Below are 14,124 nucleotides of genomic sequence, written 5' to 3'. Positions count from 1 at the left end.
CCCAAGGGAGGGTGGTTGATTATGGCAAAATATCCGAAACGCCAGAAGGTCAAGCGCTATCGGCGCAGCTTTTACAGCCGCGAGATGCGGGTGAAAAAGGGGATCGGCATCGCCGTGCTGGTCCTCGTGATGCTGGGCGCGGCCTGGCTGGCAGCTCCCCATGTGCTGGACTGGGCAACGCATACCTGGTACACCGTGGTGCGCAACCGGGATCTTTCCGCCTCCTCCCCCGCCAGCGCGAGCGCATCGTCCGTGGCGGAGCGCCCGGCGTCCTCTGCGGCGAGTGAACCGGCCGCTTCTTCGGAGGTGCAGCCGGAGGTGGTGACGCCCGCTGTGGACGGCACCGCTATCGTGGACGGCAGCTGGGCCGAGGCCGACATCACGGCCCTGACGGAGGAGGCCTCCATCCGCGCTGCGGCGCAGCAGCTGGCCTCGCAGGGCGTGAAATATGCCGTCGTGACCCTGAAGGACGCCACCGGCGTGGTCTATTATGCGTCTCAGGTGCCCGCCGCTGCGGCCAGTCCGGCCAGCGTGACCGTGGACCCGGCCAGGGTGGCCGCTATCTTCCGGGAAGAGGGCCTCATCCCGGTGGCGAAGCTCGCCGCCTTCCGCGACCCGGCCGGTGCCCGCGCCGACCACGCCATGGCCATTGGATATAAGGGGCAGGCCTATCTCTGGCTGGACAACAAGGCGTCTGCCGACGGCAAGCCCTGGCTGAACCCCTATGCGGACGCAGCCGTCCAGTACATCGGCGACCTCATCGACGAGCTGCACACCGCCGGGTTCGAACAGGTGGTGCTGGAGAACGTCCAGTTCCCGGCCTCCACCAGCAGCAAGCAGGACTATGGCACCACCAACGGCGTGAGCCGTGCCGACCAGCTGCGGGCCGATATGGCGGTCTGGGAGCAGCGCTTCGGCAACCGTGTGACCCTGTGGTACAGCTATACGCTGGCCGAGGTGGCCGACACCTCCAGCACGCTGGGCGTCCCGGCCGCGCAGCTGGGCGTGAAGAACCTTGTGGTGCGGGTGCCTTCGGCCTCCACCATGACCGCCGAGGAGCGCGCTGCTCTGGTGCAGGCGCAGACCGAAGCGGGCGTCGAGCATGTGGTCGTGCGGGACAATGCGGCCGGATCCTATGAATAAAAACTACGGTTTCCTTTCAATAACGCGAGAGGGAGGAATGTGATATGAACAAAACATCGTGCTTTTCTCCGGCACACATCCTGCTTCCGGCGGAGAATATCCCGCTGGAGCAGTGGGGCTGCGTGGCCTGCGATCAGTTTACGAGCGACCGCTCCTATTGGGAAAAAGCGGCCCGGACGGCGGCAGGTTCGCCCAGCACCCTGAACCTGGTCCTGCCGGAAGTGTATCTGGAAGAGAGCGGCGTGACCGGCCGCATCCAGAAGATCCATGAGACCATGGACGACTATCTCCGCACGGTGCTGACCCGTGCGGTGGACGGCTTTATTTATGTGGAGCGCACCGAGCAGAGCGGCCGCATCCGGCAGGGGCTGGTGGGGAAGATCGACCTTGAAGCCTACAGCTACGCCGAGGGTGCCCAGCCGGAGGTGCGCCCCAGCGAACACACGGTCGAGAGCCGCATCCCACCCCGGATGGCCGTCCGGCGCGGGGCCAGCCTGGAAACGCCCCACGTCATGATGCTGGCCGACGACCCGGACTGCACCCTCATCGAGCCCATCGGGGCGAAGAAAGACGCGCTGCGCAAGGTCTACGAAGGCGAACTGATGCTGGGCGGCGGGCACATCGCGGGCTGGGCCGTGGAAGACCCGGCTCTGCTGGCCCAGATCGACACGGCCCTGCAGGGGCTGGGCCGTCAGGAAGTCTTTGATGCCCGGTATCCGCAGGCCAGGGGCGCAGCCCCGCTGACGCTGGCCGTGGGCGACGGCAACCACTCGCTGGCATCGGCCAAGGCCTACTGGGAGGAGCTGAAGCAGACCCTGCCCCCGGAGCAGCAGGCAAACCACCCGGCCCGCTGGTGCCTGGCCGAGGTGTGCAACGTCCACTCGCCCGCCATCGAGATCGAGCCGATCCACCGGGTGCTGTTCAACGTGGACTGCGGCGCGGTGCTGCTGGCCCTCATCGCGTGGAGCGACTCCCACAATGCAGGCATCTGCTTCGGCGATGCCCGGCAGCAGTCCTTCACGCTGGCAGGCCCCCACGTCGCCAATGTGCTCAGCTTCGAGCATCCCGTGGCCCCGCTGACCGTCGGCACCATCGACGCCTTCATCGAATACTTCATGGCCCGCCACATTGAGGCCCGCGTGGATTACGTCCACGATGAGCCTGCGGTCCGCGCCCTGTGCAAGCAGGGCGGCGTGGCCTTCCTGCTGCCGCCGTTCGACAAGAGCGACCTGTTCAAGGGCGTCGTGATGGGCGGTGTGCTGCCCCGCAAGACCTTCAGCATGGGCCATGCGGAAGAAAAACGGTATTACATCGAGTGCCGGAAAATCAAAGAGTAACAGAATGAAATGCAAAGGTCTCCCCGGCAGGGCGAGGCGGAAGCATTTCATGGACAATAGGAGAACCATGACTTTTAACGAACTGAATCTGTCCGCCCCGCTGCTGCGTGCCGTTGCGGAGGCGGGCTACGAATCCCCCTCGCCCATTCAGGCATCGGCCATCCCGCCGGTGCTGGCCGGGAGGGATTTGATGGGCTGCGCCCAGACGGGCACCGGCAAGACCGCAGCCTTTGCGCTGCCCATGCTGGACCGCCTGACGGCGGCCCCGGCCAAAAAGAAAGGGGCCGTCCGTGCCCTGATCCTGACCCCCACCCGCGAGCTGGCGCTGCAGATCGGCGAGAGCTTTGAGCTGTACGGCAAGTACCTGAACCAGCGCAGCACCGTGATCTTTGGCGGCGTGGGCCAGGCTCCGCAGGTCGCGGCCCTCAAGAAGGGCGTCGATATCCTCATCGCCTGCCCCGGCCGCCTGAACGACCTGGTGGGGCAGGGCCTCATCGACCTCTCCCATATCGAGATCTTCGTGCTGGACGAGGCCGACCGGATGCTGGACATGGGCTTTGTGCATGACGTGAAAAAAGTCATCGCCAAGCTGCCCGCCCAGCGCCAGAACCTGATGTTCAGCGCCACCATGCCCAAGGAGATCGAGCAGCTGGCGGCTGGTATCCTGCACGACCCTGCCTTCGTCAAGGTGGACCCGGTGTCCAGCACCGTGGACCGCATCGACCAGAGCCTGTATTTCGTCGAGAAGGGCAACAAGAAGTTCCTGCTGCCCTGGCTCATCCAGAATCTGAAACCGCCGGTGCAGAACGCGCTGGTCTTCAGCCGCACCAAGCACGGCGCGGATAAGATCGCCAAAGACCTGAACAAGCAGGGCATCCCGGCAGCGGCCATCCACGGCAACAAGAGCCAGTCTGCCCGCGTGGCGGCGCTGGAGGGCTTCAAGGCCGGGGATACCAAGGTGCTGGTGGCCACCGATATCGCCGCGCGCGGCATCGACATCAGCGAGCTGTCCCATGTCTTTAACTACGACCTGCCCGAAGTGCCGGAAACGTACGTCCACCGCATCGGCCGCACGGCCCGCGCCGGTGCCGACGGCACGGCCATCAGCTTCTGCGCCCCGGAGGAGCAGGAGTATCTGGCCGGGATCGAAAAGCTGAACCGCCGGAAGATCCCGGTGGTGTCCGGCCACCCGTGGGACGGTGTGCCCGCCCCAGCCAAAAAGGAGCCGCCTGTGCGGGGCAAAAAGCCCAAGGCGGAGGCCGAAGCGCCTGCCGCCCAGCCGGAAAAGCCCGCCAAGGCGGCAAAACCGGCCCGGCCCAAAAAAGAAAAAACGGCTGCTGCCAAGGCAGAGCCGATGAAATCTCAACCGAAAGAGGAACCATCCATGGATGAAAACCAGAAGCGCACCCCCGGCGGGCGCAGCGAAAACCGCCGCTCCAACAACAGCCGCCCCCGCCGCGAGGGCAGCAATGCCGCCCCGAATCGCGGCAGCAACGCCCAGCCCAAGTTCGACCCCCACTTTGTGAGCGCACCGGAAGCGACGCCGCTGCGCCCGGCCAAAAAGCCCAATGCGCCCGCAGCCCAGCCCGCCGCAAAAACGGCGGCCCCGGCCGGCAGCGCCAAAGGCGAGAACACCCAGACCGCCCCGAACAGCCAGAACCGCCGCAATGCCCAGCCGGGCAGCGCCAGCCGCCCGGCTCGCGGGGGCCGCGCCGAGCGGACGGAGCGCCCGGCCCGCCCGGCACAGAACGCCGCAGGCAGTGCCAACACCGGCAAGGGTCGCACGGAGCGCAGCACTGCGGGCCAGCCCGCCCGCGCACCCCGTGCCCCGAAGCAGGAGGCCTCCCGCAGCCGCAGCCGGAACAGTGCGCCCAGCCGGGACGAAGATCCGGGTCTGGTCCTCATCAGCCGCCGCCCGCCGCAGCAGAAGTTCACCAACTTCGAAGAGTATATGAACGCCCACGGCGGCGCAACGGCTCCCATCGAGGATCACAGCGATGAAGTCTGAGCCATGGCAGTGCCCGCTGTGCGGCGGGCCGCTGACCGGGGAGCAGGATCTGAAATGCCCCTCCGGCCACTGCTTTGACCGCGCCAGAGAGGGCTACTGGCACCTGCTGCCGGTGCAGAGCATGCGCACCAAGGCCCCCGGCGACAGCAAAGAGATGGTCGCCGCCCGCCGCGCCTTTCTGAATGCCGGATACTATGGCATCTTTGGGCAGGCGGTGGGGGAGCTGTGTCTGGAATACGGTCTCCCGGCCGGGCCGGAGGCCCCGCTGCACCTGCTGGATGCAGGCTGCGGAGAGGGCTGGTACGACCGCTGCATCACCCGGCAGTTTGATGCGGCCGGGCAGCCGCTGGAGCTGGCGGGGTTCGACATCGCCAAACCGGCAGTCCGGCTGGCGGCGAAGGCACTGCCCACGGCCCGCTATGCAGTGGCATCCAGCTTTGCCCAGCCGGTCCGCACCGGATGGGCCGACCTGCTGCTGAACTGCTTCTCGCCCTTTGCGCGGGAGGAGTTTTTGCGGGTCCTGCGCCCCGGCGGGCGGATGCTCTACGTCGTGCCCGGCGCGGAGCATCTGTACCAGATGAAGGCCGTCCTCTACGAGACGCCCTACAAAAACCCGGTGCAGCAGGTGGCGTATGAAGGCTTCCGCTCCATCGGGGAGCGGGAGGTCTCCGGGACCATCACGGTGCCCGCCGCCCAGCTGGAAGCGCTCTTCGCCATGACGCCCTACTACTGGAAAACGCCCCGCGACGGCGCGGCCCGTCTGGCCGCCCTGCCGGAGCTGACCACCGACATCGCGTTCCGCTTCCTCGTATTTGAAAAAGAGCAATAAATGACCCGCCCCCGGTGCTGCGCAGATGTGCGGCACCGGGGGCGGGCTTTTGTGTAGAGACCTGTGGAGAGGCAGGGGAAAGGCTTAGTTCTTCTTCTCCCCCTTGGGCAGCAGACCGGCGCGGTCGAGGGCCGGACGCAGGGCAAGGTAGAGGAGGACGACGCAGACGGTAGAGGCTACGCTGTTCACGAAGGTGACACCGCCGGCGATCTTGGTCAGGGCCTGGGCTACGGTGTACTCCTGACCGAAGATGTAAACGTTGCGGAAGTAGCCGAGGAACGGGTCGGTGAAGACGTTCAGCAGCAGGCCGGAACCGGCAGCCACGATGACCTTGACCAGGTAGCCGGAGCTGTGGCGGTCGAGGTCGCGGAGCTTGAACACCTTGTGGGCCACCGCGCCGCAGGTGATGCCGATGAGGAACTTCAGCACGAAGGTGGTGACGGCATAGCCCGGATCACCGGCCAGGATGTCGGCCAGAGCCAGACCGATGGCACCGGCCAGACCGCCGGACACGCCGTCCAGCAGCAGGGCAGTCAGCGCGGTGAAGGTGTTGCCCAGATGGAACGAGGAGCCGCCGTAGAACGGCACCCGGAAGAACAGATAGGCCACCAGGCTCAGCGCGGCCATGACGCCGGTGAGCGCCAGCTCGTGGACGGTAAAGGTGCGCTTGTACAGCACACTTGCAAAGACAATGACAATGACAACGACTGCCAGAAGCAGCCACATTGCGGTGGTTGACATGATGATTCCCTCCAATTTTCACAAAGACCTGCCGGGAGACCGAAATGTTCCAATTTACCCATAAAACCACTTGACATTTGGGTGTACAGCGGGTATGCTCCTATTATACGCAAAACTGGCCCCGTGAAAATACCCAGAATATAGTTTTTTTATGGGGTCAGTTTGAGGGAATGCCCAAAAAGAGGAGGGGTTTTGTGTTCCATTTGACGACAGCACTGGATGCGGCCTCGGCGGTGCCGCTGTATGAGCAGCTCTACGAGAGCCTGGCCGAGGAGATGCGCACCGGGGCCATTCCGGCGGGCACCCGGATGCCCGGCAAGCGGCGGCTGGCGGCGGAACTGTCCGTCTCGGTGAACACCGTGGATGCAGCTTACCAGCTGCTCGCGGCGGAAGGATATCTGGAATCGCGGGAGCGCAGCGGCTTTTATGTACAAGAATATCTGGCCCTGCCCATCCGCCCGGCCGCGCCGCCGCCCGCTGCGGTCCTGCCTCAGCCGGAGGCGGGACCGCCGGTGCAGCCGGTGCGGTATGACCTCTCCACGCGGGGGGTGGACCCGGCCCTCTTCCCGTTCCGCACCTGGGCACGGCTCCAGAAGGAGCTGCTCTACTCCTCGCCCGAACTGCTGACCCACGGCGACGCGCAGGGGGACATCGAGCTGCGGCAGGCGCTGGCGGATTATCTGGAAGAATACCGGGGCGTGCAGTGCCAGGCGGAGCAGATCATCGTAGGGGCAGGTCTGGAATATCTGCTGGGTCTGCTGGCCCCGCTGCTGCCCGGCCCGGCGGCGGTGGAGAACCCCGGCTACCCCCGCGCCCGGCGGGTGCTGGAGAACAACGGCGTCTCCTGCTGTTGCCTGCCTGTGGATGCGGACGGCCTGTCCATCGAGGCGCTGTCTCGCTCCGGCGCGGTGGTCTGTTATGTGACCCCCAGCCACCAGTTCCCCACCGGGGCCACCATGCCCGCCGGACGCCGGGCCGAGCTGCTCCACTGGGCCGCCCGCAGGCCGGGGGAGCGCTACATCATTGAGGACGACTACGACTCCGAGTTCCGCTTCGACACCCGCCCGCTGCCCAGCCTGCAGGGCATGGCCGGGGCCGACGGCCCGGTGGTCTACCTTTCCACCTGCTCCCGCAGTCTGGCCCCCAGCATCCGCATCGCCTACATGGTGCTCCCGGTCCAGCTGCTCCCGGCGTGGCGGGCAGCGTACCGGCTCTATTCCAGCCCGGTCAGCCGGTTCGAGCAGCAGACGCTGGCCCGGTTCATCAACGAGGGATATTTCACCCGGCATCTGGCGCGGGAGCGGGTGGCCTATAAGGCCCGGCGGGATGCGCTGGTCCGGGCGCTGAACGCAGCCTTCGCGCCGGGAGCGCTTCGTTTTTCCGGCCTGCACACCGGTCTGCATCTGCTGGCGGCGCTCCGGGATGCCCCGCCGGATGCAGCGCTCCGGGCTGCTGCCGAGGCCGAGGGCGTCCGGCTGAGCCTGCTGAGCGACTACGACCTGACCGGCAGCGCCCGCGGCCTTGCGGGCACACTGGTGCTGGGCTACGGCTCGCTGGCGGACGACGCCTGCCCCTCGGTGGGGGAGACGTTGAGGAAGGTCTGCACCGCTGCGCGGGACGCCTCGGTGACGGTGTAAGTGCCCGCCTTGCGGTCCCACGCGCCGGGCAGGGCGTCCGACTGGAACACCGCCGCGCGGTTCACGAGAAATTCGAGGATGTCGCCCAGCAGGGTGTAGTCCTGGGCTGCAAAGTCGGTCAGCAGGGAGGAACTCTGGCTGCGCAAGGCCTCCGGCAGGGTGGAGGGCAGCAACTCGAAGTTCTGGCGGAAAAAGGCGTCCCACACGGCGGCGCGGGCTGCGGCCCGGCGGCTGGGCGGTAAAAGGCCGTCGGCGTCCAGCCCGGTCAGAAGATCCGATGCTTCCCGTGCGCGGAAGGTCTGGACGCTGGGGCTCTGGCCGAGGGCGTTCAGCTCCTCGGCGGTCAGTGCGCCCGAAAGGCTGACCCGCACGGCCCCATACCGCGCCGCCAGTGTTTCGAGCACGGCGGGCGAGAGGGCCAGATACAAAGTGTCTTCCGGCAGGGCCAGCGTTTCCAGCAGGGCCTGACGGCACCGCGCCGGGCCGGCCGCTGCATAGCACTGGGCCAGCGAGGCTTCGCCGCCGCCGAACGGCACCGTCAGCTGCCCCGGCACCGCCAGCAGATGGGCGGCGTTCTGGGGCGCGTTCAGGTAGAACAGCACGAAGCCGGGCTGCTCCCCGGCGGTGCAGAGCAGCAGCGTCATCCGGTCGTCGGCTTTGGGCAGGTCGATGGGCACGCCCCGCTGCGGCTCGGCGGTCTGCATCAGCCATTGCTGGCGCAGCATCTGCCGGGTGAGCAGGACGGTGCCGCCCACCAGCGGCAGCAGCACCAGAAGCGCCGCCCCCAGTGCAGCCCAGAACGGCTTCCACCCGCCTTTGTGCATTCCGCTTCCCTCCTTTGCCGGTGTTACGGAAAGGATGGCCCCGCCGTCTGCGGATTATACAAAAAACGCGGGCTGTGCGAAAAAGTCATACGAAAATAAAATTCATCCGCTTTGCATCAAAGATGAAACCTCAGAATAAATTGAAACAAAAAGCTTGCCAGCAGCAGGAGCCCCCTGTGCGGGAAGCTGCGTTTTGCGGGCAGAGCCTTTGGCGTTCTGTCCGCTTTTTGTTTTGCAGAGGGGGAACGATCATGTTAGAGACCATTACGAGCGTGAATGGAGTTGTCAACGGCATCGTCTGGGGGCCGGTGGGGCTGGCGCTGCTGTTCGGCACCGGATTTGTGATGTCGGTGCGCACCGGTTTTTTCCAGTTCGGGCATTTCCGGTACTGGCTGCGGAACACCATCGGTGCCATCTTCACCGACCGGGACATCACGGCCCATACCGAAAAGAACGATAAGGCCATCAGCCAGTTCCAAAGCCTGTGCACCGCGCTGGCGGCGACCATCGGCACCGGCAACATCGTGGGCGTGGCAACGGCCATCCTCAGCGGCGGGCCGGGTGCCATCTTCTGGATGTGGGCCATGGCCATCCTGGGCATGATGACCAACTACTCGGAAAACGTTCTGGGCATCTTTTACCGCCGCAAGAACGCCGACGGCGAGTGGTCCGGCGGCGCGATGTACTATCTGGCCGACGGTCTGGGCAGCAAGAAGGGCTGCAAAAAGCTGGGCCGGGTGCTGGCGGTGCTGTTCGCCTGCTTCTGTGTGCTGGCCTCCTTTGGCATCGGCAACATGAGCCAGATCAACTCCATTGCAGGCAACATGAATGCGGCCTTCCAGGTGCCGAATCTCCTCACCGGCATCCTGTTGGCGGTGCTGTCCGCGCTGGTCATCCTGGGCGGCTTGAAGCGTGTGGCGGCCGTGACGGAAAAGGTCGTTCCGCTGATGGCGCTGTTCTACATCCTGGGTGCGCTGACGGTTGTGCTGACCCATGTTACGGCGATCCCGGCTGCGTTCGCGGCCATCTTCAAAGGCGCTTTCGCCATGCAGGCGGCGGGCGGCGGTGTGCTGGGCTACGGTGTGTCCCGCGCCATCACCTGGGGCTTCAAGCGCGGCGCATTCTCCAACGAGGCGGGCCTCGGCTCGTCGGTCATGGTGCACGCGTCCTCCAACGTCAAGGAGCCGGTGCAGCAGGGCATGTGGGGCATTTTTGAGGTCTTTGCCGATACCATCGTGGTCTGCACCCTGACGGCGCTGGTCATCCTGACGTCCGGCTTCGTGGACCTGAACACCGGCCGGATGCTCACCGAGGTGCAGGGCTCTGCGCTGGTGGGCGAAGCCTTCTCCACCGTGTTCGGCAGTTTTGGCCCCAAGTTCATCGCGGTGTCCATCCTGCTGTTCGCCTATTCCACGGTGCTGGGCTGGAGCCACTACGGCACCAAAGCCTTTGAATATCTGTTCGGCACCAAGGCCAGCATGGGCTATCAGGTGGTCTTCGTGGCCATGGTGCTGGTGGGTGCGACGATGAAGCTCGACCTCGCGTGGGACCTGTCCGATACCTTCAACGGCCTGATGATGCTGCCGAACCTGATCGGTGTGCTGAGCCTGTCGGGAACGGTTGCGGCCATCACCCGGAACTATGTGGACCGCAAGTTCCACGGCAAGCAGGTCGAACCCATGTGGTCGGCCTTTGCAGAGTATCAGAAGGAGGAAGAAGCAGAGGAAGCCACGCTGGACAAAGCCGCAAACGAATAAAGAACGCAAAAAGACCCGGCCCTCTCCGGCAGACGTGCAGGAGAGGGCCGGGTCTTGTCATCTCTTTTTGTGCGGGCGGCGCAGGGTGCGCACGGCGTCCCGCCCGGCGGTGATGCCGCTGCCGAAGGCCCAGTGCAGGTTGAAGCCGCCGCACATCCCGGCGCAGTCCAGCGTTTCGCCCACGAAGTACAGCCCCGGACAGCCCTTGAACTGGAAGCTGGGCTCCAGCTCGGTCAGGCTCAGGCCGCCGCCGGTGGTCTGGGCCTGTTTCCAGCCGCAGGGGGTCAGGTCTTCGAAGAGCCAGTGCTTGGCCGTGTTGGCCAGCACCTGCCAGGCGGCATCGGGCAGGGTGTCCAGCGGTGTGTCCGGCAGGCGGGCCGCTGCCCAGAGGGCGCGGCCCAGTTTGGGGTTGAGCAGCCCCGTCCAGAAATCAGCGGGCGTCCGGCCCGGCAGCAGGGGCACCCGCGCAGCGAACAGGGCCGTCAGCGCGGCCTCGTCCAGCGCGGGGAAGAGGTCCAGCTCCACAGCGGGGCGCTTCGGGCCGCGCCGGGGGGCCAGCAGGCCGGACAGCTGCATGATGCAGATGCCGGACAGGCCGTAGTCGGTGAACTGCACCTCGCCCGTCTCCTCGGCCAGCAGGGTGTGGCGGTCCAGGTCGAGCAGCGCGGCGCGGGCCTTGACCCGGATGCCGGCCAGTGCTTTGTTGGGCCGGGCCGTCTGCAAGGCGGTCAGGCAGGGGTAGAGCGGTTCCAGCTTTCCGCCGCACTGGGCGGCAAAGCGGGTGCCAAAGCCATCGGTTCCGAACTGCGGGCCTGCATTGCCGCCCATGGCGCAGATGACGGCATCGGCATGGAGCGTCTCGTTGCTGCGCTCGGTACTGTCGAAGAGGACGGCGTAGCCGTTCCGGTTCTGGCTCAGGGTGTTGACAGTGCAGCCGGTGCGCACCTCCACCCCCAGCCGGGCCATGTGGCCCTCCAGCAGGGCAAGGACGTCCGCCGCCTGATTGGAATACGGGTAGACCCGCCCGGCTTCGTCGGTGCGGGTGTAAAGCCCCAGCGCCCGGAACCATTCCAGCGGCGCGGCGGTGTTCACGGCGTTCAGCAGCGGGGCCAGCGCCTTTGGGTCTGCGGTGAAATAACACTCCGGCGCGATGCCGGTGTTGCTGAGGTTGCACCGGCCGTTGCCGGTGGCCAGCAGCTTTTTGCCGCAGCGGGGGTTGCGGTCCAGCACGGTGACGCGCACTGCCCCGGCGGGGGCCGCCTGTGCTGCGGCCAGTGCCGCCGCCATCCCGGCTGCACCGCCGCCTAAGATCACGATCTGTTGCATGAAACGATCCTTTCTGAAAAGAGAAAAAGCCGCCGGAACCCTCCCGCGCGGCGCAGGGCCTGAAGAACAGACCCAGTATAGCATAAACCGGAAAAAACGGCCAGAGTTCAAACGGGAAAAACTATGGAAGAGCATTGACAGAAGAGGAAGAATCTGGTAGATTTGAAGCGATGCAGCAAAGATGCGGCTAAGAAATTTTAACTTCTCTCGAAAAAATTCGGGGGTACGATGAATATGTCATGGGATCATAGGATGGGGAGAAGCAGACGGCGAGCCGCTGCGCTTGCGCTCCTGGTGGTGGTGTGCCTTTTCAACATTGTGGGCTATCTGGTATATGTGCAGCGCCAGTTCTATCGGGAGAGCACCCAAAACCTGCTGGAGACCTACGAGCAGGTGAACAAGACGTTTACCATGTTCGCGCAGCGCAACTGGAACGTTCTGAGCGAGTGGGGCAACAGCTTGCAGGAGGCAGACGAAACGGCCATCCGGGCCAGTCTGCGCCACTTCAACCGCGAAAAAACGACCTGGCGGTACAGTGAGCTGTACCTGTTCAACGAGTCCAACCAGTATCTGAAAGCCGCCGGAGAGAGCGGAGAGGCGCAGGGACAGTGGGGCGCGTTTGCAGCGACGTATGCGACCGGCCACTCCAGCGTGAGCAGCTATATCATGGACACGGGCGAGCGCCGGGTCGTGTTCACCGTGCCCATCCGGCCGGTCGAGGTCTCCGGTGTGACCTACACCTGCATTGCCGTCAGCTACAACAATGCAACGCTGGAAGAGATGATCGGCGGCCATGCCTACAACGGCCAGAGCGACTGCTACATCATCTACCCGGACGGCAGCGTGATGCTGTCCGAGGAGCCGAAGAGTGAGATCGAATCCTGGATGACGAACCTGTTCGATTTTCTGGAGAAAAATGCCAAGGTCGATGCCGACGGCTTTGCCGCCATGCGGGAGAACGTGCGCAGCGGCGGCAGCGGCAGCACCGGGTATCGGTACGGCGGCAAGGGCTATTATCTGGTCTATCAGCCGGTGGGCTTTCAGGACCTGACCGTCGTGGGTATCGTGGAGCGCGATGTCGTCGATGCCGGGATGCGGAAGATCCAGACGGCTACCATCCTGCTGCTGCTTTTTTTGATGGGCAGCGTGGCCGTGGCGATGGTGCGGTCGGTCAAGCTGGATGCGGCACTGGAAATGGAAGAAAAAGAAAACGCCCTCCGCACCGAAGCGCTGGAACGACGGAAACTGGAGGGGCTGGCCAACACCGACGGCCTGACCGGCCTGTTCAACGAGCGGTGCTTCAACAGCACCCTGAAGCAGAAGGAAAAGGCGCGCCAGCCCTTTGCTCTGTTCTATCTGGATCTGGACCGGTTCAAGCCGGTCAACGACACCTACGGCCACGATGTGGGCGACCAGCTGCTCCGGGCCGTGGCCGACCGGCTGCGGAGCTGTGTGCGGAGCAGCGACCTTGCGTTCCGCATCGGCGGCGATGAGTTTGCCCTGATCGTGAACGGCGAAGTCGATGCAGACGGGTGCGCCCAGCGGATCGAGACCATCAAATCGGTCATCCGGCAGCCCTATGTGCTGGACGGCCGGACCATCTGCATTGGCACCAGCTGCGGTTCGGCCTGCTACCCGGCCGACCGGGCCGACGTCCGCGACATCCGCATCCTGGCAGACCACCGGATGTATGAGGACAAGCAAAAACAGGGAAGCTCCCGCAGGCAGAGCTTCGCGCTTGAATAATTCTCCTTTCTCTACCACAAAATAACCACAGGAAACGAAATCTGGGAACCAAGGAAACGTGGGACCGAGAAAGGGAGAATGTGTTATGAAAGCAACCGGGATCGTCCGCCGCATTGATGAGCTGGGGAGGGTCGTCATCCCCAAGGAGATCCGCCGCACCCAGCGCATCCGCCGGGGAGACCCGCTGGAGATCTTCACGACCGGCGACGGCGAGGTCATCTTCAAGAAGTATTCGCCGGTGGGAGAGTTGAGCAGCGTGACGACGCAGTATGTGGATGCGCTGAGCAAGAGCTTCGCACTGACAGCCTTCGTCTGTGACCGGGACCGCATCCTGGCGGCGTCCGGTGCCGGGCGGCGGGACCTTGTGGACCGCAGCGTCAGCCAGCCGCTGGAAAAGCTGATGGACAGCCGGAAGCTCTACGCCAGCGACGGCGACCCGGAAAAGGCCCTCCTGCCCTGCGAGGGGGCGCAGCGCGCTCTGCTCTGTGTCTGCCCCATCATCGCGGCGGGGGATGTGACCGGTGCCGTGGGCTTTCTGACCGAGGACCGGGCGGCACAGCCGGATGCCGCGCAGGAAAAGGCCGCAGCAGTGGCGGCGGCGTTTCTGGCAAAACAGATGGAAGAGTAAATACCTTATAAAAGCAAACGGCCTGCGCCTCGGCGTGGGCCGTTTGCTTATGACCAATTTGTGAATCTTTCAAAACTTTTCTGCGAACCTATTGACAGCGCGGAAAAATTGGATATAATGGTCTTAGCACTCAGGAAGACAGAGTGCT

At 64.9% G+C, this 14,124-nt stretch carries 11 protein-coding genes; 8 read left to right on the top strand and 3 right to left on the bottom strand.

The features are described 5' to 3' along the window. Window positions 1-21: 21 nt before the first annotated feature. The 4 genes from I5P96_RS13405 (at window position 22) to I5P96_RS13390 (ending at window position 5,317) form a co-directional block, all read left to right on the top strand. Entirely contained in the window at window positions 22-1,143 is a 1,122-nt protein-coding gene (locus tag I5P96_RS13405) for a putative glycoside hydrolase (RefSeq protein ID WP_223382563.1), read from the top strand. A gap of 44 nt (window positions 1,144-1,187) precedes the next feature. Continuing rightward, entirely contained in the window at window positions 1,188-2,480 is a 1,293-nt protein-coding gene (locus I5P96_RS13400) for a DUF1015 domain-containing protein (RefSeq protein ID WP_223382562.1), read from the top strand. A gap of 67 nt (window positions 2,481-2,547) precedes the next feature. After that, on the top strand, window positions 2,548-4,488 hold the full coding sequence (locus I5P96_RS13395) for a DEAD/DEAH box helicase (protein ID WP_223382561.1): 1,941 nt from the start codon (window positions 2,548-2,550) through the stop codon (window positions 4,486-4,488). Then, entirely contained in the window at window positions 4,478-5,317 is an 840-nt protein-coding gene (locus I5P96_RS13390; protein WP_223382560.1) for a putative RNA methyltransferase, read from the top strand. Before I5P96_RS13395 ends, I5P96_RS13390 begins: the two co-directional genes overlap by 11 nt. An 84-nt stretch (window positions 5,318-5,401) precedes the next feature. On the opposite strand, the gene I5P96_RS13385 is transcribed toward I5P96_RS13390, so the two are convergent. Beyond that, window positions 5,402-6,058 carry an ECF transporter S component gene (locus tag I5P96_RS13385; protein ID WP_158577506.1) on the bottom strand — a complete coding sequence of 219 codons (657 nt, stop codon included), beginning with the start codon at window positions 6,056-6,058 and terminating at the stop codon, window positions 5,402-5,404. Window positions 6,059-6,252: 194 nt separating this feature from the next. Between I5P96_RS13385 and I5P96_RS13380 the strand changes: the two genes are divergently transcribed. Continuing rightward, window positions 6,253-7,695 (top strand): PLP-dependent aminotransferase family protein, encoded by a 1,443-nt coding sequence (locus I5P96_RS13380; RefSeq protein WP_223382559.1) that lies wholly within the window; start codon window positions 6,253-6,255, stop codon window positions 7,693-7,695. On the opposite strand, the gene I5P96_RS13375 is transcribed toward I5P96_RS13380, so the two are convergent. Beyond that, window positions 7,602-8,519, bottom strand: coding sequence for a hypothetical protein (locus I5P96_RS13375; protein ID WP_223382558.1), 918 nt, complete (start codon window positions 8,517-8,519; stop codon window positions 7,602-7,604). The two genes, I5P96_RS13380 and I5P96_RS13375, sit on opposite strands and share 94 nt — an antisense overlap. A gap of 251 nt (window positions 8,520-8,770) precedes the next feature. Here I5P96_RS13375 and I5P96_RS13370 point away from each other — a divergent pair, with 251 nt between their 5' ends. Beyond that, window positions 8,771-10,276 carry an alanine/glycine:cation symporter family protein gene (locus I5P96_RS13370; protein WP_223382557.1) on the top strand — a complete coding sequence of 502 codons (1,506 nt, stop codon included), beginning with the start codon at window positions 8,771-8,773 and terminating at the stop codon, window positions 10,274-10,276. A gap of 57 nt (window positions 10,277-10,333) precedes the next feature. Here I5P96_RS13370 and I5P96_RS13365 read toward each other — a convergent pair whose 3' ends face one another. Then, complete coding sequence (locus I5P96_RS13365; RefSeq protein ID WP_223382556.1) at window positions 10,334-11,602, bottom strand: NAD(P)/FAD-dependent oxidoreductase; 1,269 nt, start codon at window positions 11,600-11,602, stop codon at window positions 10,334-10,336. 252 nt (window positions 11,603-11,854) lie between these two features. On the opposite strand from I5P96_RS13365, the gene I5P96_RS13360 reads away from it, so the two are divergent. Next, entirely contained in the window at window positions 11,855-13,348 is a 1,494-nt protein-coding gene (locus I5P96_RS13360; protein ID WP_223382555.1) for a diguanylate cyclase domain-containing protein, read from the top strand. Between the two features lie 85 nt (window positions 13,349-13,433). Then, window positions 13,434-13,976 carry a stage V sporulation T C-terminal domain-containing protein gene (locus I5P96_RS13355; protein ID WP_223382554.1) on the top strand — a complete coding sequence of 181 codons (543 nt, stop codon included), beginning with the start codon at window positions 13,434-13,436 and terminating at the stop codon, window positions 13,974-13,976. The last annotated feature ends 148 nt before the right edge of the window (window positions 13,977-14,124 follow it).

The sequence above is a fragment of the Faecalibacterium prausnitzii genome (assembly GCF_019967995.1).
GTDB lineage: Bacteria > Bacillota > Clostridia > Oscillospirales > Ruminococcaceae > Faecalibacterium > Faecalibacterium prausnitzii_E.
Note: the sequence above shows the minus strand (reverse complement) of the source record. Positions and strands in the feature narration are given on the sequence as shown.

Coding starts and splice junctions, on each gene's coding strand:
- I5P96_RS13405 (WP_223382563.1), top strand. CDS start 22: ATGGCAAAATATCCGAAACGCCAGAAGGTCAAGCGCTATCGGCGCAGC.
- I5P96_RS13400 (WP_223382562.1), top strand. CDS start 1,188: ATGAACAAAACATCGTGCTTTTCTCCGGCACACATCCTGCTTCCGGCG.
- I5P96_RS13395 (WP_223382561.1), top strand. CDS start 2,548: ATGACTTTTAACGAACTGAATCTGTCCGCCCCGCTGCTGCGTGCCGTT.
- I5P96_RS13390 (WP_223382560.1), top strand. CDS start 4,478: ATGAAGTCTGAGCCATGGCAGTGCCCGCTGTGCGGCGGGCCGCTGACC.
- I5P96_RS13385 (WP_158577506.1), bottom strand. CDS start 6,058: ATGTCAACCACCGCAATGTGGCTGCTTCTGGCAGTCGTTGTCATTGTC.
- I5P96_RS13375 (WP_223382558.1), bottom strand. CDS start 8,519: ATGCACAAAGGCGGGTGGAAGCCGTTCTGGGCTGCACTGGGGGCGGCG.
- I5P96_RS13370 (WP_223382557.1), top strand. CDS start 8,771: ATGTTAGAGACCATTACGAGCGTGAATGGAGTTGTCAACGGCATCGTC.
- I5P96_RS13365 (WP_223382556.1), bottom strand. CDS start 11,602: ATGCAACAGATCGTGATCTTAGGCGGCGGTGCAGCCGGGATGGCGGCG.
- I5P96_RS13360 (WP_223382555.1), top strand. CDS start 11,855: ATGGGGAGAAGCAGACGGCGAGCCGCTGCGCTTGCGCTCCTGGTGGTG.
- I5P96_RS13355 (WP_223382554.1), top strand. CDS start 13,434: ATGAAAGCAACCGGGATCGTCCGCCGCATTGATGAGCTGGGGAGGGTC.